This is a genomic window from Micromonospora sp. NBC_01699 (genome assembly GCF_036250065.1).
In the GTDB taxonomy this organism is placed as follows: domain Bacteria; phylum Actinomycetota; class Actinomycetes; order Mycobacteriales; family Micromonosporaceae; genus Micromonospora_G.
Genome location: NZ_CP109199.1, coordinates 2,217,989 through 2,240,771 on the forward strand (window position 1 = coordinate 2,217,989; position 22,783 = coordinate 2,240,771).

General features: G+C 72.2%; 18 protein-coding genes. 11 read left to right on the forward strand and 7 right to left on the reverse strand.

The window, feature by feature from the left end:
• Window positions 1–8 precede the first annotated feature (8 nt).
• Window positions 9–851, forward strand: a complete 843-nt coding sequence (locus tag OG792_RS09990) for an FkbM family methyltransferase (RefSeq protein ID WP_329108984.1) — start codon at window positions 9–11, stop codon at window positions 849–851.
• On the opposite strand, the gene OG792_RS09995 is transcribed toward OG792_RS09990, so the two are convergent.
• Together OG792_RS09995 and OG792_RS10000 are read right to left on the reverse strand one after the other, a co-directional pair.
• Window positions 833–2,029 (reverse strand): phosphotransferase, encoded by a 1,197-nt coding sequence (locus tag OG792_RS09995; RefSeq protein ID WP_329108986.1) that lies wholly within the window; start codon window positions 2,027–2,029, stop codon window positions 833–835. The two genes, OG792_RS09990 and OG792_RS09995, sit on opposite strands and share 19 nt — an antisense overlap.
• A gap of 223 nt (window positions 2,030–2,252) precedes the next feature.
• On the reverse strand, window positions 2,253–3,569 hold the full coding sequence (locus OG792_RS10000; protein WP_329108987.1) for a lipopolysaccharide biosynthesis protein: 1,317 nt from the start codon (window positions 3,567–3,569) through the stop codon (window positions 2,253–2,255).
• A gap of 191 nt (window positions 3,570–3,760) precedes the next feature.
• On the opposite strand from OG792_RS10000, the gene OG792_RS10005 reads away from it, so the two are divergent.
• The 8 genes from OG792_RS10005 (at window position 3,761) to OG792_RS10040 (ending at window position 13,351) form a co-directional block, all read left to right on the forward strand.
• Window positions 3,761–4,957, forward strand: coding sequence for an aminotransferase class I/II-fold pyridoxal phosphate-dependent enzyme (locus OG792_RS10005; RefSeq protein ID WP_329108988.1), 1,197 nt, complete (start codon window positions 3,761–3,763; stop codon window positions 4,955–4,957).
• Window positions 4,954–6,009, forward strand: coding sequence for a GNAT family N-acetyltransferase (locus tag OG792_RS10010; RefSeq protein WP_329108989.1), 1,056 nt, complete (start codon window positions 4,954–4,956; stop codon window positions 6,007–6,009). Before OG792_RS10005 ends, OG792_RS10010 begins: the two co-directional genes overlap by 4 nt.
• A 3-nt stretch (window positions 6,010–6,012) precedes the next feature.
• On the forward strand, window positions 6,013–7,281 hold the full coding sequence (locus OG792_RS10015; protein WP_329108990.1) for a hypothetical protein: 1,269 nt from the start codon (window positions 6,013–6,015) through the stop codon (window positions 7,279–7,281).
• Window positions 7,275–7,910: a GNAT family N-acetyltransferase gene (locus OG792_RS10020; protein WP_329108991.1), complete on the forward strand. Its 636-nt coding sequence runs from the start codon at window positions 7,275–7,277 to the stop codon at window positions 7,908–7,910. The genes OG792_RS10015 and OG792_RS10020 overlap by 7 nt, the downstream gene beginning before the upstream one ends.
• 86 nt (window positions 7,911–7,996) lie before the next feature.
• On the forward strand, window positions 7,997–9,292 hold the full coding sequence (locus tag OG792_RS10025; protein ID WP_329108993.1) for a glycosyltransferase: 1,296 nt from the start codon (window positions 7,997–7,999) through the stop codon (window positions 9,290–9,292).
• Entirely contained in the window at window positions 9,289–10,491 is a 1,203-nt protein-coding gene (locus OG792_RS10030) for a glycosyltransferase family 4 protein (protein ID WP_329108994.1), read from the forward strand. Before OG792_RS10025 ends, OG792_RS10030 begins: the two co-directional genes overlap by 4 nt.
• A complete protein-coding gene (locus tag OG792_RS10035; protein ID WP_329108995.1) occupies window positions 10,488–11,675 on the forward strand; it encodes a glycosyltransferase in 1,188 nt (395 codons plus the stop codon). The genes OG792_RS10030 and OG792_RS10035 overlap by 4 nt, the downstream gene beginning before the upstream one ends.
• A complete protein-coding gene (locus tag OG792_RS10040) occupies window positions 11,672–13,351 on the forward strand; it encodes a hypothetical protein (protein ID WP_329108996.1) in 1,680 nt (559 codons plus the stop codon). The genes OG792_RS10035 and OG792_RS10040 overlap by 4 nt, the downstream gene beginning before the upstream one ends.
• A gap of 82 nt (window positions 13,352–13,433) precedes the next feature.
• Here OG792_RS10040 and OG792_RS10045 read toward each other — a convergent pair whose 3' ends face one another.
• Both OG792_RS10045 and OG792_RS10050 read right to left on the reverse strand, forming a co-directional pair.
• Window positions 13,434–15,203: an ATP-binding protein gene (locus OG792_RS10045; RefSeq protein WP_329108998.1), complete on the reverse strand. Its 1,770-nt coding sequence runs from the start codon at window positions 15,201–15,203 to the stop codon at window positions 13,434–13,436.
• Window positions 15,200–15,910: a response regulator transcription factor gene (locus OG792_RS10050; protein ID WP_329109000.1), complete on the reverse strand. Its 711-nt coding sequence runs from the start codon at window positions 15,908–15,910 to the stop codon at window positions 15,200–15,202. The genes OG792_RS10045 and OG792_RS10050 overlap by 4 nt, the downstream gene beginning before the upstream one ends.
• Window positions 15,911–17,072: 1,162 nt before the next feature.
• Between OG792_RS10050 and OG792_RS10055 the strand changes: the two genes are divergently transcribed.
• Window positions 17,073–17,876 carry an aminotransferase class IV family protein gene (locus OG792_RS10055; RefSeq protein WP_329109001.1) on the forward strand — a complete coding sequence of 268 codons (804 nt, stop codon included), beginning with the start codon at window positions 17,073–17,075 and terminating at the stop codon, window positions 17,874–17,876.
• Between the two features lie 288 nt (window positions 17,877–18,164).
• Window positions 18,165–19,043, forward strand: coding sequence for a maleylpyruvate isomerase family mycothiol-dependent enzyme (locus OG792_RS10060; RefSeq protein ID WP_329109003.1), 879 nt, complete (start codon window positions 18,165–18,167; stop codon window positions 19,041–19,043).
• A gap of 22 nt (window positions 19,044–19,065) precedes the next feature.
• Here OG792_RS10060 and OG792_RS10065 read toward each other — a convergent pair whose 3' ends face one another.
• The 3 genes from OG792_RS10065 to OG792_RS10075 form a co-directional block, all read right to left on the reverse strand.
• A complete protein-coding gene (locus OG792_RS10065; RefSeq protein ID WP_329111184.1) occupies window positions 19,066–19,500 on the reverse strand; it encodes a hypothetical protein in 435 nt (144 codons plus the stop codon).
• Window positions 19,501–19,583: 83 nt separating this feature from the next.
• The gene (locus tag OG792_RS10070; RefSeq protein ID WP_329109005.1) at window positions 19,584–21,995 is read right to left on the reverse strand and encodes a Tex family protein; all 2,412 of its coding nucleotides are present in this window, start codon (window positions 21,993–21,995) and stop codon (window positions 19,584–19,586) included.
• Between the two features lie 99 nt (window positions 21,996–22,094).
• The gene (locus OG792_RS10075; protein WP_329109006.1) at window positions 22,095–22,748 is read right to left on the reverse strand and encodes a GOLPH3/VPS74 family protein; all 654 of its coding nucleotides are present in this window, start codon (window positions 22,746–22,748) and stop codon (window positions 22,095–22,097) included.
• Between the last annotated feature and the right edge of the window lie 35 nt (window positions 22,749–22,783).

A 22,783-nucleotide genomic window follows, 5' to 3' on the forward strand; every position in this document is an offset into this window, starting at 1 on the left:
CACCAACCATGCCGAGCAGCCTCCGCAAGCGGCTCTTCGACACCCTGGACGAGCGGGTCGACCGGCGGGTCGTCGCCGGGCTCGGCTCGCTGTTCCTGTCCGCCCGCTCCCAGTCCCGCTGCCGGGTCCGGTACACCGAGGGCCACTGGGTGCACCGCTACCCGACCGGCGTCGTGGTCAACACCACCCTCGGCGGGCTCACCGCCCGCGCCCAGGACCAGGCCACCCGGGACCTCTTCCTCTTTGACTACCAACCACAGCCGGGCGACACCATCTTCGACGTCGGGGCCGGTGTCGGCAGCGAGGTCCGGCTGCTGTCCCGGCTGGTCGGACTCGCCGGGCGGGTGGTCAGCATCGAGGCGCACCCCCGGACGTTCGCCTGCCTGCGCCGTACGGTCGAGCTGAACGGCCTGTCCAACGTGACCGCGCTGGAGTGCGCCGTGGTCGGCGACCCCGGTCCGGTGTACCTCGGGGACGACCGGGTCGACCACATCCGCAACGGACTCACCGGCGCGGCCACCGGCGGGGTCGAGGTCGTCGGCCGTACGCTCGGCGAGATCGTACGCAAGCTCGGGGTGGACCGGATCGACCTGCTCAAGATGAACATCGAGGGTGCCGAACTGCCGGTGCTGGAGAAGTCGCTCGACGAGCTCGCGATGGTGGAGAACCTGGTCGTCTCCTGCCACGACTTCCTCTCCGAACCCCCGTACGCCGACGGCACCGACCGGGCCTGGCAACGTACCTTCGGCCCGGTCACCGCCCTGTTGCAGGACGCCGGTTACACCATCCGGACCCGCCCGCAGGACCCCCGACCCTGGGTCCGCCACTACGTCTACGCCTCCCGGCCCTGACCCAGCCGGCGGGGCGCGCCCAGGACCGCGCCGAGGGCGTCGAGGTCCAGGACGGCGTTCGCGGCGCGTTCGAGCATCCCGAAATTGCTCGGGTCGGGCGGGAACCTCGGCTGGACCAGGCTGCGGCCGGTGGCGAGCAGCCGACCGAAGTAGGGCCAGAGCGTCTGCTGCCGGTAGGCCAACCAGGCGTCGTCGAAATCCGGCGCCGCCACCCCGGTCGCGGTCAACCGGCCCAGGTAGGAGCCGAGCAGGTCACGCTCCCAGGCCCGGCGGTCCTCGACGGTCAGCCCGGTCACGATCGCGTACGCGACGTCGTACGCCCAACTGCCGCGCATGACCAGCTGCCAGTCGGTGATTCCCATCCGCCCGGCACCGGTCCGGTACACGTTGCCGATGTGCGGTTCGCCGTGCAGCAGTGTCAGCGGTCCCTCGGCGGTCAGCTCCAGCGACCGCCACAGGGCCGAGTAGAGATCGTCGTAGCGCGGCACGACGGCGTCCGGGATGACCATCCGGGCCCGTCGGGCGCCGACCCGTCCCCGCCGTCGCAGCCGGGCGAACCGGGCGAGGTTGGCGACGAACGCGTCCGGGGTCCGGTGCGCGAACGGGGGCCGGGCCAACGCCGGATCGTCCCAGTACCGTCCGTGCCAGCCGGCCATGCCGGTGAGCAGGTCCGCCATCTCGGCCCGGGAGACCGGCGTCTGGGCCGTACGGAAGATCGCCCCCCTGGTGGCGGCGACGTCCTCCAGCAGCACCATCGAGCGCCCCGACGCCGGGTCGACCGCCCCGTGGTAGCCGTACGGTGTCTCGATCTCCAGGTGCGGGCGCAGGTGCCGGTAGAAGTCCGGTTCCCCGGTGAGCACGTCGGCCGTGCCCAGCAGTAGCCGCTGGGTCCAGCGCGCGGTGGTCTTGGCGAACAGCGCGGTGGGCAGGGCGGCGTCCCGGCCGTCGTCGTTGTAGTCGACCCGTACCCGCCAGCGGGTGGTGGTGCCGCTGCTCACCTCGGCCACCTCGTACGCCTCGACCGCCGCACCCGGGCAACCGGCGCAGAGTACGGCGGTCAGCCACTCGCGGGTGACCTCGTTCGTCCGTACGGGTATGTCGGTCGGGCCGGTGGCGCGGCGGCGGGCGAGACGCTCCCGGAGCACGTGCCCGCCGTACCGCGCCATTCTCGCGACCATCGTGGACTCCGGGTCAGTGGTGGTACGCGCACCCGTGTTCAACCACCGTTCTCCTCGCCTACGGCCCCCGACCCCTCAATTGACCGTGTTCTATGCGAAGTATGCCGGATCGGGTGTCCGGCAGAAAGGTGTCGAATGAGGACCGAAAGCGATCCGTGACCCGACCGGCTCGACGTCGGCGGGCAGACGGCGGGACGTCAACCGTGACGGAAAATGATCGGCCCTACGTGGATCGTCCGATCCGGATCGGTGGTGAGACCGTCTCGCGTGGACGGGGTGCGACGTTGCGGCCGAGCCGGCGGCGCAGCAGCCGCCAGGAGGCCACCGACAACCCGGCGTACGTGAGGATGCAGGCGACGGCCGCGCCGTACCCGCCCCAGAGCGGGATCGCCAGCGCGAACAGGATCAGTGCGGCCACACTGCCGCCGGCACCGAGCAGCCCTGCGGTGGTCATCCAGCCGCCACCGAGCAGCGCCCGGCTGGCCACCGCGAACGGCGCGAAGGCGATCTCGGCGACCAGCAGCACCAGCAGCAGCGGGCGCGCGTCGGCGAACGCGTCACCGAACACCGGTACGACCAGGAACCAGCCGCCGACCGCCACCACCAGGCCCATCAGTGCCGACGAGATCAGGGCGCTGCGCCGGGCTCGGGCCACCTGGGACAGTCCGCCACCGAGTGACACCTCCCGGTTGACGATCTGACCCAGGGCGGCGGGCACCAGCCTGGGCCCCTCGCTCAGGGTGGCGGCGACGGAGTAGATGCCGACCGTGGCCGCGCCGGCCACCGCGCCGAGCACGTACCGGTCGGCGCGCAGGGCCAGGGCGAGTCCCATGGTCAGGCCGAGCGCCCGGCAGCCGTGCCGGAGCAGGTCGACCAGTTCCCGTCGGTCGGGGGAGCGCAGTCGGAACAGTCCGACCACCCGCAGTTGGTAACCCTGGACCACGGTGACCGCCACCATGCCGAGCCCCTGGGCCAGCAGCAGGGCCCACGCGGTCCGGTCGAGCAGGGCGCCGACCAGCACGCCGACCAGGCCACCGGCGGCAATGGCGGCCGCCCAGCCGCTGCCGGCGTGGAACCGGCCGGCGGCGTACCAGACGTCGGGGAACTGAGTCAGGGCCACGTAGCCGACCGTGATCACCAGTACCGCCAGCAGGAACGGTGGATCGGCGAGGCCGGGGTCGATCAGCGGTGCGGACAGCACCGTCAGCGCCACGGCCAGCCCGCTCCCGGCCACCGCCGACACCACCGACCACCAGGTGTACGAGGCGAGCAGGTGCCGACCGGCCGGCGTGCCGGTGACGGTGGGCAGGCGGGAGCGCAGGGCCGAGCCGGTGCCCAGCCCGGAGAGCAGGCCGGCGATGCTGGCGGTGGTGATGCCCAGCACCATCAGCCCGCGCTGGTGCGGCCCGAGCAACTTGCTGGCCAGTACGGCACTGAGCGCGTAGCTGGCCGACTGGGCCAGGCTGGAACCGGTCAGGAAGGCCAGCGGGGATTGCCGGCGGTGAGCCGCGACCCGCCTGCCCGTTCCCGCGTTCTCCATGCTGTACCGCCTTGTCCGGGCAGGTCAGTGAATTCGACCAGAATAGCCAAAACGCACCCTTGTACGGGCCTCGAACTGATACAAACCCTTTGAATACTTTGGGAGCGTTTGGGGTCGGAGGCCGTGTCTGTGAAGCTTCGTCCTGGCAACTCCGGGCGGCGTCGCGCCGTCCCCGACCGGGCGCCAGCACGATGACCGGCCGGGTGTACCTCTCCCCGCCCGACGTCGGAGCGCTGGAGGAGTCGTACCTGGTCCGGGCGTTGCGCTCGGGCTGGGTGGCGCCGGTCGGCCCGGAGGTGGACGCGTTCGAGCGCGAGGTCGCCGAACGGGTCGGAGCCGCCCACGCGGTCGCGGTCAGCTCCGGCACCGCCGCACTGCACCTCGCCCTGCTGTCCCTCGGCGCCGGTCCGGGTCGGGTGGTGGTGGTACCCACGCTGACCTTCGTGGCCACCGCCAACGCGGTGGTCTACACCGGTGCCGAACCGGTCTTCGTGGACTGCGAACCGGCCACCGGCAACATCGACGTCAACCTGCTCGCCGAGCTGCTGCACCGGCTGCGCGTCGCCGGTCGGCAGGTCGCCGCGGTGGTGCCGGTGGACATGTTCGGCGCCTGCGCCGACTACGACGAACTGCTGCCGGTCTGCGCCGCCGCCCGGGTGCCGGTGCTGGTCGACGCGGCCGAGTCGCTCGGCGCGACGTACCGGGGTCGACCGGCCGGGTCGTTCGGCCGGATCACCGCGTTCTCGTTCAACGGAAACAAGATCATTACCACCTCGGGCGGCGGCATGCTCGTCTCCGACGACGCCGGGCTGATCGCCCGCAGCCGCCACCTCGCCACCCAGGCCCGGCAACCCATGCCGCACTACGAACACCACGACATCGGCTACAACTACCGGCTCAGCAACCTGCTCGCCGCCCTCGGCCGGGCCCAGCTCAGCCGGCTGGACGAGATGCTCGCCCGACGCCGTGAACTGCGCGAACGGTACGCCAAACTGTTCGCCGCCGTGCCCGGCGTACGGCTGCTCGGTGAGGGTGACGAGCACGGGCCCGGCGGCGACGGCGGGCCGGTCGGGGTCCGGATCGCCGCCGACGGGGCCGGCGCGCGCGGCGCCAACTGCTGGCTCACCACCATCGTCGTGGACCCCGACCGGGCCGGCTGGCGGGCCGAGCAGCTCGGCGCCCACCTCGCCGGCCACGACATCGAAACCCGTCCGGTGTGGAAACCCATGCACCTGCAACCAGTCTTCGACCAGGCCCGCGCGGTACTCACCGGTGCCGCCCAGCGTTTGTTCGAGGACGGCCTCACCCTGCCCAGCGGTTCGGCGCTGGACGACACCCAGACCGGCAGGATCTTCCACGCCATCGAGCAGTTCCTGGTGCGGCGATGAGCACCGACCTGGCGCCGGTCGACGGCGACACCACCGGGGCCATGTTCGAGGCGAACTGCCCGGACGTCTACTTCACCGCCGGCTACGGCCGGGCCGCCGCCGGCACCGAGCCCGGCACCTGGCAACTCGTCCACCGGGCCGACCGGATCCTGCTGCCGTACGTGGTCCGCCGGCTCGACGACAGCACATCCGACGCGGTCAGCCCGTACGGCTACTCCGGGATCCACGTCGACCCCGGCTGCACCCCGGCCGAACTGGAGCGGTTCTGGAACGGCGCCGTCGAGCACTGGCGGGACGCCGGACTGGTCACCCTGTTCCTCCGGTTCTCCCCGCTCGACCCGGCCTCGGTCGGCGCCGTACAGCAGTTGGGCGTGATCGAGCTGACCCGGCGCGCGGACACCGTCACCGTTGCGGTCAGCCGGGGCAGCACCGCCATCTGGGCCGGGATGGAGGGGCGCTCCCGTACCGCCATCCGCAAGGCCCGCAACGCCGGCCTCGCCGGCACCATCCGGTCCGCCGGTCACGACGACGTGGTCGCCGGCTCACCCTTCCGACGACTGTACGAGCAGACCATGCTCCGGGTCGGCAGCGCTCCCGGATACCTGTTCGCCGAGGACTACTACCGTTCCCTGGTCGACGGCCTCGGCAAGGCCCTGCTGATCGCCGAGGTACGCGACCCGAGCGGCGCCGTGGTCGCCGCCGCCCTCGTCCTGCGCCACCGGGACCGGGCGCACTACCATCTCGCCGGCTCCGACCCGAGGACCGTCCGCGACGGCGCCAACAACCTGCTGCTCTGGACCATCCTGGAGTGGGCCTCGGAGAGCGGCTGCACCCTGGTCCACCTCGGTGGCGGGGTCCGCGCCGACGACGGCCTGTTCCAGTTCAAGCGCGCTTTCGGAGGCCGACGGACCCCGTTCTGGACCGGGTCGGTGGTGCTGGACGAGCGGCACTACACCGCCCTGCTCGACGAGCACGCCCGTACGCTCGGCCGGACCGCCGACGACCTGCGCTGCTCGGGTTACTTCCCGGGCTACCGGCTGGGTCGGGGCTGACCGATGGCCGACGATCGCCGCGACCCCGGCCCCGCCCTGCTCGGACGGCCCTGGGAGGTCGGTTCCAGCTTCCCGCTGCACCTGCCGGCCGAGCCCGACTGGGCCGGTACGCCCGCCCACCCCGACCCGGCCCCCACGTACGGCGAACTGTTCGGCTCCGGCCGCCAGGCCCTGCGCGCCCTGGTCGAGTTCGGCCGGCGCGAGTACGGCTGGACCGCGCTGCACCTGCCCGCGTACTACTGCGATGACGTGGTCGACGCGGTGGTCGACGTACTGCCGGTCCGGCGCTATCCGGTCGGGCCGACCGGTGGGACGCCGCCGGTGGCCGAGCCGACCGACGCGGTGGTGGCGGTGTCGTACTTCGGTGCGCCCCCGGTGGTGCCGGCGGCGTCCGGTGCGACGCTGGTGGTCGACGCCACCCACGATCCGCGTGCGCCCTGGCTCGCCTCGGTCCGCGCCGACTACGTCTTCGCCTCGCTGCGCAAGACGCTGCCGCTGCCCGACGGCGGGGCCCTTTGGTCGGACACCGGCCGTCCGGTGCCCCCGGCGGGCCCACCGACCGCACGGCACCTGGGCCTGGTCGACCGGGTCCTGTCCGCGATGTACCTGAAGGCGGCGTACCTGGCCGGCGGGCCGGTGGACAAGGAGCAGTACCTGGCCCGGTACGCGGCCGGCGAGGATCTGTTCCGGGACAGCGGCGTCAGCGGCATCTCGGAGCTGTCCCGTCAGATGCTGCGGGTGCTGCCGGTCGACCGGCTGCGGCGCCGCCGGATCGAGAACGCGGCCCTGCTCGCCGCCGGCCTGTCCGGGCTGTCCGGGCTTCGGGCCCGCGCGCACACCCTCGGGGTGGTGCTGGAGTTCGATTCGCACCGGCGACGCGAGGCGGTCCGGCAGGCGCTGGTCGACCGCCGGGTCTATCCGGCGGTGCTCTGGCGGCTCGGCCTCGACCCGGCGCCGACGGACCGGCTGCCGGTCGAGTTGACCATGGACGAGCGGGTCGGCTTCTCCCGCCGGATGCTCTTCCTGCACACCGACTACCGCAGCACCGGCTCCGACCTGGCCCGGGTCGCCGAACTGGTACGCGAGATCCACCCGGCAACAGCCGCGAACGCCGTCCCGACCGGCGGCGGTGGCGTCCCGAAGGCCGTTCCCGCCGATGGTGGCGGTGCTGTCCCGAAGGCCGTTCCCGCCGATGGTGGCGGTGCCGTCCCGAAGGTCATCCCCACCGACGGTGGCGTCCCGAGCAGCAGCCGACGAGGAGAACCATGCTGACCGGCCGACTGGTCGGACTGCGCCCGATGCAGGCCGACGACCTCGACTTTCTCACCGACCTGGCGAACGCGCCGCAGGTACGCGGCAACGTCGTGGGCTGGGACTGGCCGGTGGCGCGCGACGCCCAGCGGGACTGGTTCCAGGGCGCCTCCCGCGATCCCCGCAACCGCCGGCTCACCGTGGTCGACCGGATCACCGGGGGACCGGTCGGCCTGACCGGGTTGTGGGAGGTCGACTGGCACAACCGGTCCGCCCTGACCGCCGTCAAGCTCATGCCCGGCGCGACGCCGAGGGGCGCCGGCACCGACTCGATCATGCTGACCATGGCCTGGGCGTTCTACGACGTCGGGCTGCGCCGGCTGCACAGCACCATCCTCGACTTCAATGCCGGCAGTCTCGGCGCCTACGTGCGGCGATGCGGCTGGCAGGTCGAGGGGTGCGACCGGGAGGCGGTGTTCCGCCGGGGCCGGTGGCACGACCTGACCCGGGTGGCGATCCTGCGGCCGGAGTTCGACGCCCTGCCCGACGCCCCGGAGTACGTCGAGCGCGCCTGCGGCCCGACCCCGGTGCCGGTCCAGCCCACCCCGGACCACCCGGCCCGGCACCTCGACCCGGCCGCCCGTATTTGACGTTCGACCGTTCCCCGTCCAGCACCCGAACCGTCCAGCACCCGAACCGTTCAGCACCCGAACAGTCCAGAAGGGACAGACCGACAGTGACAGGACTGCGCGTGGCCATCCTGTTCAAGCACCGGCAGAGCGGCCGATGGCTCCTCCCGCAGGTGGAGGAGCTCCGCCGCCGTGGCCACCAGGTGCTGGTGGTGCTGCCACCGGGCCCCGGACCACTGCCGGCGGAACTGGCCCGGCGCGGGTTCGAGGTGGTCGAGTCGCCGTTCGACTTCCGCTTCCGGCCCAGCCCGGCGACGCTGCGCGGCCTGTGGCGGCTGCGCCGGCTGCTGCGCGACCTGCGGCTCGACATCCTCAAATACCACCTGTACGCGTCCGCCCTCGCCGCCCGGTTCACCTCGGTCGGGCTCCGGCTCGGCCGGGTGCACGTGGTCGTCGGCCCGCTGTTCCTCGAATCCCGAATCATCCGGCTGGTCGAACGCTGGCTCTGGCGCGCGGACGACGTCATCGTCTGCGGCACCGAGTACACCTCCCGCCGCTACGGCGCCCTCGGCGTACCGGCGGAACGCCGCCCGTCGACCACCCCCGGCATCGACACCGGCCACTTCAGCCGGGAACGTTTCGTCGCCGAGCAGCGTGCCGTGGCCGGGCCGGCGGTCACCGGGCGGCAACCGGTGGTGGCCCAGCGGCGTTCCGACGGGCAGCGGTCGGGACCGACCGGGACCGACGGGCCGACCGCAGCGGACCTGCGGGCCAAGATCCGGGCCGAGCTGGGCATCGACCAGGACGCGTTCGTCGTGGTCATGGTCGCCTACGTGTACGCGCCCAAGCGGCTGACGTACCACGGGCGGGGGATCAAGGGGCACGACATCCTGCTCCCCGCCTGGCAGTCGTTCCAGGCCCGACGCCCCCGCTCCCACCTGCTGCTGATCGGCGGCGGGTTCTCCCCGGCCGGCGAGCGGCACCGCCGGGAACTCGTGCACCGGTTCGAGGTGGACGCCGACCCGAGCATCACCTGGCTGGAATCGGTGACCGAGGTACGCCCGTACTACAACGCGTCCGACCTGAGCGTCAGCCCGTCGCTGTCGGAGGGGCACGGCGCCCCGGTCGAGGCGGGCGCGATGAGCCTGCCGAGCATCGTCAGCGACGCCGGAGGGCTGCCCGAGGTGGTCGACAAGGCCAGCGGTTGGGTCGTACCGGCGGGCCGGGTCGGGCCGCTGGAGGCGGCGCTGGCGTCGGCGTACCGGGAGTTCGGTGCGGGGGTGCTGCCGCGCCGGGGCGACGCCGCCCGCGAACGGATGGTGCGGTTCTTCGACCACGGACCGGCGGCCGAGGCGATCGCCGACATCGTGGAACGGACGGCGGCGGAGGTACGGTCCCGATGAGAGTGGTGGTGACCAGCGAGACCCGGTTCTCCCGTACGCCGGACGGCTCGGTCTGGACCCAGGACGGTCCCGCGTACCCGTTCTTCAGCCGGTACCTGGCGGCGTTCGACACCGTCCGGGTGGTGGCCCGGATCCGGCAGGTCGACGAGCCGGCCGGCGGCTCGCACCGGGTCGACGGTCCCGGGGTCGAACTCTGGCCGGTGCCGCACTACATCGGGCCGCGCCAGTACCTGTCCCGCTGGCGGGAGATCCGGCAGGCGGTGTGCGCCGCCGCCCGGCCCGGCGACGCGGTGATCCTGCGCGTTCCGTCGCCCACCGGGTCGATGCTGGCCGGCTGGCGGGAGCGGCAACGGCTGCCGTACGCGGTGGAGGTCGTCGGCGACCCGTACGACGTGTTCGCCCCCGGTGTGGTGGACCACCCGCTGCGCCCGTTCCTGCGGCACTGGGGCACCACCCGGTTGCGCCACCTGTGCCGCCGCGCCGGCGCGGTCGCGTACGTCACCGAGCGCCACCTCCAGTCCCGCTACCCGACCCGGCCCGGTACGGTCAGCGCCGCCTACTCCAGCGTGGACCTGCCCGCCGACGCGTTCGTGTCCGGCCCCCGGCGGATCGAGCGGTCACCGAGGCCGGGCACCCTGATCTCGATCGGTTCGCTGGACCAGCTCTACAAGGGCATCGACACCGTGATCGAGGCGCTCGCCCAGCTCACCGGCACCGGAATCGACGCCCGGCTGGTGCACCTCGGCGACGGCCGGTTCCGGCCCCGCCTCGAACAGCTCGCCGCCCGACTCGGGGTGGCCGACCGGGTCACCTTCGCCGGCACCGTACCGGCGGGCGCGGCGGTCCGCGCGCACCTGGACGCGGCCGACCTGGTGGTGATGCCGTCCCGGACCGAGGGCCTGCCCCGCGCGTTGATCGAGGCGATGGCGCGCGGCCTGCCGGCGGTCGGCTCCACCGTCGGCGGCATCCCCGAACTGCTCGCCGACGCCGACCTGGTGTCGCCGGACGACCCGGCCGCCCTGACCGAGGCGATCCGCCGGTTCCTCACCCAGCCGGAGCGGCTCTCCGCCGCCTCGGCCCGGAACCTGAACCGGGCCCGGGACTACTCGCTCGCCTCGCTGCGCCCGCGCCGGGACCAGTTCTACCGCACGGTGCGCGACGCGACCGCACGCCGCACCCCGGTCGGTGGTCGGACATGACCAGCTCACCGACCCGCCGGGACCGGCTCGGCGACCACCCCACCCGGCCGGGCGAGTGCCCGTACCCGGTCACCGACCGGGCGGTACGGGTGACGCACGTGATTGGCTGGCTGGACCGGGGCGGGGCGGAGACCGTCTCGCTCGACCTGTGCCGGGCGATCCCGTCCACCGACGTACGGCAGACCTTCGTCACCCTGAACGGGCGCGAGGGCAGCCTCGCCGACGACTTCCGGGCCACCGGCGCCGGGGTGACCCAGTGCCCGGTTACCCCGCTGCGTACCTTCGGGCCCCGGCTGTGGCGCTGCCTGCGGGCGCTGCGACCCGACGTGGTCGTCTCCCACGTCAGCCTCACCAGCGCGGTGATCCTGCTGGTCGCCCGCTTCGCCGGGGTGCCGGTGCGGATCGCCCGGATGTGGAGCGAGGGCGACGGCCGCCCCGACACCCGCGCCCGCCGGATCCGCAGGGCCGTGCTGCGCCGACTGCTCCGCCGGGTCGCCACCGACGTGCTCGGCGTGACCACGGCGGCGCTCGCCCTCGCCGGCCCGCCGACCGGGGACCGCCGCTACCGGGTGCTCTACAACAGCGTCGACCCGAGCCGGGTGGGCGGCTGGGAACGCGAGGCCGCCCGGTCCCGGTGGCGGTTGCCGAGCGACGTGCCGGTGCTGGCGTACCTGGGTCGGTCGGCACCGGAGAAGAACCGGCCGTTCCTGATCGAGGTGCACCGCGCCGTACGCGCCCACCGGCCGGACGCCCGGCTGTTCGTGGTCGGGCCGGGCGGCGCCGACGACCTGCTCGGGGCGTACCCGGAGATTGTCGACGACCCGCTGGTGGTGCTCGCCGGGGAGTCCGACGAGATCGCCTCCGTGCTCGCCGCCACCGACGTGCTGCTGCTGCCGTCGCGGCGGGAGGGACTGCCGGGCGTGGTGCTGGAGGCGCTGGCCGCCGGGGTTCCGGTGCTCGCGACCGACCTGCCGTGCCTGCGCGAGGTCGAACCCCGCGTACGCGGACTCGCCCTGCTGCCGCTCGCCGACGGCCCGCAGCGGTGGGCGGACGCGGCGGTGGCCCAGATCCAACTCGGCCCGGTGGAGCGTGCGGAGATCCGCCGGAGCCTGCACTCGTCGCCGTTCCTGCTGGCCAACGCCGTCGCGCAGTGGCGGACCCTCTGGACGATCGGCCGCCGATGAGGTCCACACCGCCCGGTCCGGCGGGCCACCTCAACGGTCAGGTCGGCCACGTCGGCGGTCCGCCGAACCAGGTCAGCGGTCCGGTCGACCGGGCCGGCTCGCCCCGTACCGTGGACGCGCCACGCCCGGCGGGCCGGATCGGGCCGGCGGGCCGCAACCGGCCCACCGGTCGCGGCCGGCGGTCGGGCCGGACCGGGCCGGACACCGTGAACTGGGCCCTGGCCGGCGGGCTGGTGTCGGCGGTCAGCCTGCTGCTGGCGATCCTCGACGCCCGGCTGCACCACTGGTTCCTGCTCCCGGTCACCGCCTGCGGGGTGCTGATCGCCCTCGACGTGGTCGGCTGGTTCCGCCGCCAGTTCGACATCTTCGACCCGCAGGCCCTGCTCGGACTGCTCGGGCTGCACTTCTTCTACCTGGCCCCGATCCTGCACGTCACACTCGACCACTGGGCACTGTTCGTCAGCCCGCCACAGGAGTGGCGCGACGCGCTCGGCGCGATGGCGATCCTGAACCTGATCGGCCTGCTGATCTACCGGTGGCTGCTGTCGTACCCGGTCCGCGGCCGGCACACCGCGTGGCGCGTGCGACTCAACGTGTCCCGGTTCTACCTGGTCGGCTCGCTGGCGGTGGCCGCCGGGGTGCTCGCGTTCGGCTTCGAGATCGTCGTGTTCGGCGGCCTGAGCGGATTCCTGGCCGTGATGACCCAGGACCGCGAGGCGCTCACCGGCATGGGTTGGCTGCTGATGCTCGCCGAGTCGTTCCCGCTGATCGCCTTCGCGCTGGTCCTGGTCAGGTGGCGGGAGGCGCTGGCCCGGCGCCGGTCGCTGGTGGTGTGGCTGCTGGTCAGCCTGGCCGCGGTCCAGTTCCTGGTCGGCGGGCTGCGGGGCAGCCGGAGCAACACCGTCTGGCCGATGCTGCTCGCCCTGATCCTGGTCCACCTCATCGTCTTCACCATCTCCCGCAAGGCGTTGCTGGTCTGCGGGCTGATCTTCGTGCTGTTCATGTACCTGTACGGCCTCTACAAGAGCGCCGGGGTCGAGGTGGTCGACGTCGTACGCGGTGACCGCAGCATCGAGCAGATCTCCTCGGAAACCGGGCGGGACCTGCCGAAAGTCCTGCTCAACGACCTCGCTCGGGCCGACATGCAGGCGGTGCTGCTGGAACGCAAGCGCCACGGCGAGGGCGACCTCGGGTACGGCGTCACGTACCTCGGTGCGGTCACCCTGCTGGCGCCGGGCTGGCTGCTGCCCGAGCGCCCGACCACCAAGCTCGTCATCGGCACCGAGGTCCTGCTCGGGCCGGGCAGCTACGACCGGGAGACCGGCCAGTGGGCGACCAGGATCTACGGCATCGCGGGCGAGGCGATGCTCAACTTCGGCCCGGTCGGCGCGGTCGCCTCGTTCGTCCCGCTCGGCCTGCTGGTCCGCTGGTCCCGACGGTTCTACCGACGTGCCCGTGACCAGCCCGACCTGGTGCCGAAACTGCTGGCTCCCGCACTAGGCGTGGCAACCGTCCTGGTCCTCAGCAGCGACCTCGACAACATCGTCGTCTTCCTCCTCGGCCGCTTCATCCCCCTAGCCACCATAACCCTCCTAGCCCTAACCTCCACCCCCCTCTCCCCCCGCCCCCTCTCCCCCCGCCCCCTGTCTCCGCGATCTAGGGCGAATGGGGGCTAGATGATCTCCGATCGCCACCATTCGCCCTAGATCGCGAAAGAGGGGGGTGGGGGAGGGGGGAGAGGGGAGGGGAGGGAGGGGGTTATGGGAGGGGGAGGGTGAGGGTGAAGGTGGTGCCGGTGCCGGGGGTGCTGGTTACGGTGATGGTGCCGCCGTGGGCGGTGACGATCTGTTGGGTGATGGCGAGTCCGAGGCCGCTGCCGCCGGTGCCCCGCCCACGGGCCGAGTCCGCCCGCCAGAACCGGTCGAACACGTGCGGCAGTGCGTCGGGCGCGATGCCCGAGCCGTCGTCGGACACCCGTACGAGCGCGGACGTGGTGTCGATCCGGGAGGCGTACAGGGTGACGTTGCCGCCCGGTGCGGTGGCCCGCAGCGCGTTGGTGATCAGGTTGCCCACCACCTGCCGTAACCGGTCCGGGTCGGCGTGCACGGTGACCGGCTCGGCGACCGCCCGCAGGGTGATCCCGGCCGCCTCGGCCAGCGCCAGGTGGGCGGTACGGCAGGTCTCCAGCAACTCGGCCAGGTCGACGAACACCCTGTGGTACGCGAGCGTGCCCGCCTCGGCCAGCGCCAGCTCCTGGAGGTCGTCGACGATCCGCTGCTGGAGCACCGCCTCCTCGTGCAGCGAGGCGAACAGCTCCGGGTCCGGGGTGATCACCCCGTCCTTGAGCGCCTCCAGGTAGCCGCGCAGGTTCGCCAGCGGGCTGCGCAGTTCGTGCGCGACGTCGGCGACCAGCCGGCGTTGTCGCTCCTCACCCCGTTGCAGCGAGTCGGCCATCTGGTTGAACGAGCGGCCCAGTTCGGCCAGCTCGTCCCGGCCCTCGACCGGCACCCTGCCCCCGAGGTCGCCCCGGCCGAGCCGCTGCGCGGCGGCGGTGAGCCGGCCGATCGGGCGGAGCACCCGGTGGCTCAGCAACGCGGTGCAGAGGATCGCGACCCCGGCCACGCCGGCCACCCCGGCCAGCATCGGCCCGCTGGTCAGCGCCGCTGCCGGGTCGCCCTGCGCGCCCAGGTAGAGCCGCGCCGGCTGCGGCGCCACGTCGTTGATCTGAAGGTTGAAGACCTGGGTCAGGCAGTTGATCGTGTCGTCCGGGGTCGTGGAGCCATCGGTGGGGATCGGTACGGGTCGCACCGAGCTGCTGCCCGTCGGTTGCGTCGGCGCGAGCGGGCTGCCGCTATCCGGCGTGGCCCGGTCGGGGCTGTTGGGTGCCGGCAAGGAGTCTTTCGAGGCGATGCAGTTGTCGGTCCTGGTCAGGTCGGCCTCGGTGTCCCGTCCCGCCTGGGCGGTGCCGACCCGGCAGTTTTCGGTCAGGTCCGGGGCGAACCGCTCGTCGTCCGCGGTGGGCTCGAACGCGGGCACACCGAGCGCGCCGGGTGTGGTGGTCACTCCGACCCCCGATCGGGTGAGGCAGGCGGCGAGGAGAATCCCGGAGCGGTAGTTCCCGATCGCGTTGACCGTGCTCGCGGCGAGCTGCGCGGTGGGTACGCCGGCCAGCGACAGGGTCGGTCGCGGGTTGACCAAGGCGCTGAGCGGGCCGAGCGGTCGGGTGGCCCGGTCCGGGTTCTCCTCGGTGTCGGTGTCGACCACCACGTCGACGTCGGTTTCCAGATGGATCCGCTGGCCGGTGTCGCGGTGCAGCCGCTGGACCAGGGTGGGTACCCCCTCCCAGGTGCCCTGGCGGCTGGCGTACGCCCTGAGTTCGGAGCTGATCATGTCGATCTGTGCCTGGTCGGCGCTGGCCGTGGCGCTGAGCTGCTGACGGGCCTGGCGCAGGGTCAGCCAGGCGGTTGCCCCGGTCGCACTGAGCGCCACGAGCATGACCAGCCCCAGCACCCGGAACCGGAAGCTCACGACGTGACCGCCGCCGGAACACCCGTGTCGGAGAACCGGTAGCCGCGGCCGAAGACGGTCTGCACGTACCGGGGTTCGGTGGCGTCGGCCTCGATCTTGCGGCGCAGGTTCATCACGTGTACGTCGACCGTGCGTTCCAGTACGTAGTGGTCGAACCCGAACGCCTTGTCGATGATCTGTGCCCGGGTGAACGCCCGGCCCGGTTCGCTGGCCAGCACCTCCAGGATGCCGAACTCCTTGGCGGTCAGCACTATCGGCCGCCCGGAGATCCGTACCTCGAACCGGCCGGCGTCGATCTCCAGGTCACCGACCCGCAGTACCGCCTGCCCGCCCGCGCTGACCACACCGGCGCGGCGCAGCAGTGCCCGTACCCGGGCGGCCAGCTCACGAGGGCTGTACGGCTTGGTCAGGTAGTCGTCGGCGCCGAGATCGAGACCGAGCAGGATGTCGTCCTCGGTGGTACGGGCGGTCAGCAGCAGGATCGGCAGGTCCGACTCGGCCCGCAGCACCCGACACACGTCCAGCCCGTCGACCACCGGCATCATCACGTCGAGCACCACCAGGTCGGGGCGGCGGGCCCGTACCTGGTCGAGGGCGGCCCGACCGTCGCCGACCAGCAGGACGCTGTGTCCCTCCCGTTCGAGGTAGATCCGAACGAGGTTCGCCTGCTTGCGATCGTCCTCGGCAACCAGGATCCGTGCGCCCATGACTCCCCATCCTGACGGGTATCGGTCGGGCGGATTCAACCGGTGACCCGTTAAGTATTCGTGAAGACAGGATGCGGAAGCCGTACGGCACCGAACGTCCGGTTCGGCGCACGGTGAGGCAACCGCTTCTTGATCGGTTCTTCACACCCGGCCGCCTACGGTAGCCCGCATGTCGGTACCTCAGCTACCGGGCGGCTCGCTCGGATCGCGTCTGACCAGCCACGATGCGCGATTGCGATGGGAGGCTCGGCGCCGGATCAGGGTAACCCTGGCGGTCCGCCGCGCCGAGGCGGCGGCCGTCACCCGCGCTTCCGGCCCGCCGTCGCAGACCGAGCACGGGTACGCGCCACCGCCCGTGCCCGCTCCGAACGAGGGCACTGGCGATCACGGATCGTACGGGGTCGCGGCCCTCTCCGACGCAACCGCCGTGGCCGAGGTACACCTGCGCCGGCAACGCCACCGAGAGCAGGAGTGGGCCGCGTAGCACCTGCTGGACAACGCCGGCGGGGATGACGCCGAACGGTGCATCTATATGGGCGTGCATCAATACCAAGAAGGGTATCGTGGTGCCCGTACGCGTCCGGTGGCGATGGCCGCAACAATTGTCACAATCGTCATCGGCGACAGCCCGTTCGGGATCGCCGCCCCGGTCGCGTCGACCTGCCCCGGTGTCTCCCGGGTCGGTTGGTCGACCCGGACGGCGGTCACGGTGGTCAGGGCGGCGTCGGGATCAGCAGCGTGTTTGTTCACCGCCACCCGGCCCGCGCCCCCAACCCGCTGGCCCGGGTCAATGCGGTGGACGAGTGCAGGGATCGAGCGCCGTACCGCCGAACGGGCGGTGACAACGCATTCGGCGATTGCGCGGGATCGGGGTGCCCGGCAGTCGCGGTGACGACTGAATCGCCGTGCCGACGCTCATTCGCTCAATTCCGTCCGCTCGCCGACGAGCGCTCTAATGAATTCCCGGTCACGGGTCGCCACGACCGGGTGCAGCGGACGGCCGTCCGCTTTCGCAACCGTAACCGTAACCGCGAAATGAGTCCGCCCCGGCCGGTGGAATCCAAACGCGACTAGCCGACGTGGCACCAGTGCGGCAACGTACGCTCCCGCGGTGTGCGGAGCCCGATGCGCTCGTCTCGGTGCGGGAACCTAGGTTGGCGGCATGACCTCCTTCGTGGTTCACCGTAACGGCCGGCCGGCGACCGTCGCGGAGTTGGCGCCGCTGGCCTTCGCGGGTTACGCCCACTTCACCGCCATGCAGGTACGCGGCGGCCGGGTCCGGGGCCTCGACCTTCACCTGGAGCGGCTGCGGGTCGCCTCGGTGCGGATGTTCGGCCGGGCGCTGCCCGACGAGCGCGTACGGTCCTGTCTGCGGGCGGCGATCGGGGCGGGACCGGCCGACCTCTCGCTGACGGCCACGCTGTACTCGCCGACGGCCGGGTTCACCCCGGACGGGGTGATGGCCGAGCCCGAGGTGTTGGTCCGTACCGGGCCGGCGGTGTCCGGCCCGCCGGGCCCGCTGACGCTGACGACGGTCGAGTACGAGCGGGCCCTGCCGGCGGTGAAGCACGTCGGCGAGGTGGCCAAGACGTACTTCGTCCGTCGAGCCGTCGAACAGGGCTTCGACGACGCCGTGTTCGTCGACCGCCGGGGGCGGCTGAGCGAGGCGACCATCTGGAACCTGGCCTTCTGGGACGGGACCTCGGTGGTGTGGCCGGAGGCGGACATGCTGGGCGGGACCACCATGGGCATCGTCCGCCGGCGGCTGGACCGACTCGGGGTTCCCCAGCGGACCCGGGAGATCACGCTCGCCGACCTGCCGGGCCTGGCCGGGGCGGTGGTGATGAACTCGTGGACGCCGGGCGTTGCCGTACACCGGATAGGCGGGGTGTCGCTGCCCGAGGCGCCGTCCTTCGTGGAGCTGCTGCACCGGGCCCACCGGGACGAACCTCTGACCTCACCATAACGGCCGGCCGGGTGCAGCCGAACTCCCGAGAATCGTGGGTGACCCGCATTGATGCCGGTCGGCGCCCTGGTAGATGGCGGAATTCATAACTTGTTCCCTGTATGAGGGGTTGACCGGTGTTTCGTCGCCTGCCGCCGGTCACAGTTGCGCCCATTGCGCGTAGATGGGTCACGGCACCCTCGGGTGTGGACAGACAGTCGAGAGATGTTGTGATTCTTTCGTCGTACGGTCGGGTCTGTGGCGCGGGTTATGACGTACCATCGTGTTTTCCGTGGGGAGGGGTAGCCGGTGAGTGAATATGTATTGACCGAGAAGCGCGGGTCCGACGCCGGGCCGGAGATGATCGGCGGGGAATTCCGCCGGCAGCGGGCGAACTTCATAAATCTCATCTCGAAGCTCGATCCGGCGGACTGGAACGCGAAGTCCCGGTGCCCGGACTGGTCGGTGCACGACCTGGTCGGACACGTGATCAACATTGCCGAGTTGCACGTCATCTCACTGAGCGGCGGCCCGGGGATCGAGCGCTTCATGCGGCACACCCCGTTCGACCCGAACCGCACTCCCGCCAGGTGGCTGGCGGACTCGCCACAGCTCAGCCCGGAGGCGACGATCGAGAAACTGCGGAGCCTGGTGGAGGAGGAGCGGGAGCAGTTCGCGAAACATCCCGGCGTGCCGGAGGACGGCATGATGGTGGCGCCGACCGGCCGTCAGGTGCACTGGTCCACCCGATCCCTGCACTCCCTCTGGGACGCCTGGATCCACGAGCGGGACGTGGCACTGGCCCTCGGCGTGGAGCCGGAGTCCAAGCCCGAGGACTTCCCCATGATCACCATGTACGGCCTCCTGATCGCCGCGGGTGTCGCCGCCGGCACGGGTAACCCGCAGTCCGTGACGCTCGAACTTCGCAACGGCGGCGAGTCACGCTACGAGATCGGCATCGACGACGGCGACGTGTACGTCGTCATGGGGACCGACTCCGGCCCGCAGGGGCACGGGTCGACGATCGAGGTGATGGAGAGCCTCACCGGCCGTGGCGCCGGACTGGCCCAGGCCCTGCGGGCGCCGGAGCCCGTCGTCAACGCCATGAGCCTGCTCGGTCTCATCATGTCGGGAGCGGTGGCAATGCCCCCGGGCGCCGCCGGGGCCGGACCACCCAGCGCGGGGTGAAAGTGCCGGCGGGCGGCCCGGATCAGGGCCAGCGAGTGCCGGCGTCGAGGCGGCGGTCGAGGAGTTGGCGCAGCGGCATCGACTCGCCGTCGCGGCCACCCTCACCGACGACGAGTCTCGGCTCCCGTGGCTCGACGGTCACCCCGGTCAGCCGCGCCCGCCAACTCGTCGGCACGGTCAACAGGTAGAACTCGCCCGCCGGGCTGACCGCCCTGGTCAGGTTGACGTCGACGTACCAGCCGGTCAGTCCGGTCCGGTAGCGGGCACCGGTCGGGGCGACGGCGGTCAGCGCGACCACCGGCAGACCACGTCGCTCGGCCTCCCGGACGAACGCGGTCACCAGTTCCCGCGCCTGCCCGGTCTCGGCGGCGCGGCGTGCCCGGTCCGCCTCGGCACGTACCTCGACCGCTCGGCGGTGCTCCTCCCGCCAGGCGGCCCGCCCGTCCTCGACCATCAGCAGACCGTACGCCAGGGTCTTGAAGAAGACCGCGCCCGCCGCGACCGGGATCGTCGCGGCGGGCGGTGAGGTCGTCCGGTGGGTCAGCGGCCGGACTTGCCGAGCCCCTTGTCCAGGCCGGCGCGGCGCAGCGCGTCGGCCATCGCCCCGCCGGCAGCGGGGGCCGGCGACGAACCGCGCCCCTGCCGTGGCTGGCCGCCGGCACCGCGCTGCCCACCCCGGTCGGCGCCGCCCCGGTCCCGGCGGTCGCCGCCCGCCGGCCGGTCGCGACGTTCACCACCACCACCGGTACGCGGAGCGCCCGGCGTGGCCTCGTCGTCCAGCCGCAGGGTCAGTGAGATCCGCTTGCGGGGTACGTCCACGTCGAGCACCTTCACCCGCACCACGTCACCGGACTTGACCACGTCCCGAGGGTCCTTGACGAAGCTGTTCGACATCGCCGACACGTGCACCAGCCCGTCCTGGTGCACGCCGACGTCGACGAACGCGCCGAACGCGGCGACGTTGGTGACCACACCCTCCAGCAGCATGCCCGGCGTCAGGTCACCGATCTTCTCCACACCCTCGGCGAAGGTAGCGGTACGGAACGCCGGCCGAGGGTCCCGCCCCGGCTTCTCCAACTCGCCGATGATGTCGGTGACGGTCGGCAGGCCGAACGTGTCGTCCACGAAGTCGGTCGGCTTGAGCGCCCGCAGCAGGGTGCTCCTGCCGATCAGCGAACCGAGGTCGGTTCCGGTGCTGGCGAGGATCCGTCGCACCACCGGGTACGACTCCGGGTGCACCGCGGAGGCGTCCAACGGGTCCTCGCCGCCCGGAATGCGCAGGAAGCCGGCGCACTGCTCGAACGCCTTCGGCCCCAACCGGGGGACCTCCTTCAACGCCCGGCGGGTCCGGAACGGGCCGTGCGTGTCCCGGTGCAGCACGATGTTCTCCGCCAGCCCGGCACCGATCCCGGAAACCCGGGTCAGCAGCGGCGCGGAGGCGGTGTTGACGTCCACGCCGACACCGTTCACGCAGTCCTCGACCACCGCGTCCAACGAGCGGGAGAGCTTGGCCTCGGACAGGTCGTGCTGGTACTGGCCGACCCCGATCGAGCGCGGCTCGATCTTGACCAGCTCGGCCAGCGGGTCCTGCAACCGGCGCGCGATGGAGACCGCGCCGCGCAGCGACACGTCCATGCCCGGCAGTTCCTGGGAGGCGTACGCCGACGCGGAGTAGACCGACGCGCCGGCCTCGGAGACCACCACCTTGGTCAGGTTCAGGTCCGGGTGCAGCTTGATCAGGTCACCGGCGAGCTTGTCGGTCTCCCGCGAGGCGGTGCCGTTGCCGATCGCTATCAGGTCGACCGAGTGGGCGCGGGCCAGCTTGGACAGCGAGTCGATCGAGGCGTCCCACTGCCGGCGCGGCTCGTGCGGGTAGATCGTGTCGGTCGCCAGCACCTTGCCGGTCGCGTCGACCACGGCCACCTTCACGCCCGTACGCAGGCCGGGGTCCAGGCCCATCGTGGTCCGGCTGCCGGCCGGCGCGGCGAGCAGCAGGTCGCGCAGGTTCATCGCGAAGACGCGTACGGACTCGTCCTCGGCCGCCTGCCACAGCCGCATCCGCAGGTCCGCGCCGAGGTGGATCAGGATCCGGGTACGCCACGCCCAGCGCACCGTGTCGGTCAGCCAGCGATCCGCCGGCCGCCCCCGGTCGTAGACGTCGAACCGGGCGCCGATCTCCGCCTCGTACCTGGTCGGTCCGACCGGGCCGGACTCCGCCTCGGGCGCCTCCTCCGGCTCCATGGTGAGGTCGAGCACGCCCTCCTTCTCACCCCGGAACATGGCCAGCACCCGGTGCGAGGCGAGCCGGGTGTACGGCTCGCTGAAGTCGAAGTAGTCGGAGAACTTCGCGCCCGCGTCCTGCTGGCCGTCGCGTACCCGGGCGGCCAGCCGGCCCCGCGACCACATCTGCTCGCGCAGCGACCCGATCAGGTCCGCGTCCTCGGCGAACCGCTCGACCAGGATCGCCCGCGCGCCGTCGAGCGCCGCCGTCGGATCGGCCACGCCCCGCTCGGCGTCGACGAACGCCGCCGCCGTCGTACGCGGGTCGAGACCCGGATCGGCGAGCAGCCGCTCGGCCAGCGGCTCCAGCCCGGCCTCGCGGGCGATCTGCGCCTTCGTCCGCCGCTTCGGCTTGTACGGCAGGTAGATGTCCTCCAGCCGGGCCTTCGAGTCGGCCGCCATGATCTGCGCTTCGAGCGCGTCGTCCAGCCTGCCCTGACTGCGGATGGACTCCAGGATCGCCGCCCGCCGCTCCGCCAACTCCCGCAGGTAACGCAGCCGCTCCTCAAGCGTGCGCAACTGCGCGTCGTCGAGCATGCCGGTGACTTCCTTGCGGTAACGGGCGATGAAGGGCACGGTGGCCCCGCCGTCGAGCAGCTCGACGGCGGCCGTTACCTGCCGCTCGCGTACGCCGAGCTCCTCGGCGATCCGCTGATGAACAGACGTCGTCACGATCCAGGTCCGCCTTTTCCGGGTGGGTTACGTACGCATTCTGCCGTCTGTCGCCGGTCCGCGTCGCGCCACCCGCCCGGTGGATGGGAAGGGCGGGGGTCAGCGGCGGGGGGTGACGGTCGCGGCGGCCACCGTGGCGTCGACCGCGTTCAGCAGGTCGGCCAGGGCGGGCGGCAGCAGTCGGCGGGCGGCCGAGATCCGCTGCGCCACGGCGTGCTCGGGCAGGCCGAGCACCCGGATCATGCCCCCGGCCCGGACCAGTGCGGCCAGCGTCGCGCTGCGAATGTCCAGCGGTTGGTCCGAGCGTTCGAGGACGGCGGCGAGCCGGACCCGGGGTGCGGCCACCCGGTTCGGATCGCGGCCGGGCCAACGTACCTTCACCCGCAGGCTCAGGCCGCGCCTGCTCTCCCGCCGCAGTGCCCCCGCGCTGACCAGCCGGAGACCGACCTGTTCGTGCACCCGGGGGCGGATGAACTCCAGCCAGCCCTGGGCGTCGTAGCCGTCGCCGTGCCGGACGATCTCGCCCAGGGCCCGGTCCGCGACCGGATCCTGCCAGGCCCGGTTGTCGGCGACGAACACCTCACCACGGTTGATCCGGATCCGCCCGGCCAGGGCCAGTTCGGCGAGGATCGCCCCGGCCAGGGCCGGGTCGAGCAGGTTCGGTGCGGCCAGCGGGCGGCCGTTGTAGTCGTCGTGCCCGATGAGGAACAGCTCATCGGCGAGTCGTTCGGTATCGCCCAGGAAGTTGTTCATGGCTCTCCGGCCCCGCCCGGTACCGTCGTGACGCT

Excerpts from the sequence above, each read along its gene's own strand:
- OG792_RS10015 (WP_329108990.1), top strand. The coding sequence starts at position 6,013 with ATGGCCGACGATCGCCGCGACCCCGGCCCCGCCCTGCTCGGACGGCCC.
- OG792_RS10055 (WP_329109001.1), top strand. The coding sequence starts at position 17,073 with ATGACCTCCTTCGTGGTTCACCGTAACGGCCGGCCGGCGACCGTCGCG.
- OG792_RS10075 (WP_329109006.1), bottom strand. The coding sequence starts at position 22,748 with ATGAACAACTTCCTGGGCGATACCGAACGACTCGCCGATGAGCTGTTC.
- OG792_RS09990 (WP_329108984.1), top strand. The coding sequence starts at position 9 with ATGCCGAGCAGCCTCCGCAAGCGGCTCTTCGACACCCTGGACGAGCGG.
- OG792_RS10035 (WP_329108995.1), top strand. The coding sequence starts at position 10,488 with ATGACCAGCTCACCGACCCGCCGGGACCGGCTCGGCGACCACCCCACC.
- OG792_RS10030 (WP_329108994.1), top strand. The coding sequence starts at position 9,289 with ATGAGAGTGGTGGTGACCAGCGAGACCCGGTTCTCCCGTACGCCGGAC.
- OG792_RS10005 (WP_329108988.1), top strand. The coding sequence starts at position 3,761 with ATGACCGGCCGGGTGTACCTCTCCCCGCCCGACGTCGGAGCGCTGGAG.
- OG792_RS10020 (WP_329108991.1), top strand. The coding sequence starts at position 7,275 with ATGCTGACCGGCCGACTGGTCGGACTGCGCCCGATGCAGGCCGACGAC.
- OG792_RS10010 (WP_329108989.1), top strand. The coding sequence starts at position 4,954 with ATGAGCACCGACCTGGCGCCGGTCGACGGCGACACCACCGGGGCCATG.
- OG792_RS10000 (WP_329108987.1), bottom strand. The coding sequence starts at position 3,569 with ATGGAGAACGCGGGAACGGGCAGGCGGGTCGCGGCTCACCGCCGGCAA.
- OG792_RS10040 (WP_329108996.1), top strand. The coding sequence starts at position 11,672 with ATGAGGTCCACACCGCCCGGTCCGGCGGGCCACCTCAACGGTCAGGTC.
- OG792_RS10050 (WP_329109000.1), bottom strand. The coding sequence starts at position 15,910 with ATGGGCGCACGGATCCTGGTTGCCGAGGACGATCGCAAGCAGGCGAAC.
- OG792_RS09995 (WP_329108986.1), bottom strand. The coding sequence starts at position 2,029 with ATGGTCGCGAGAATGGCGCGGTACGGCGGGCACGTGCTCCGGGAGCGT.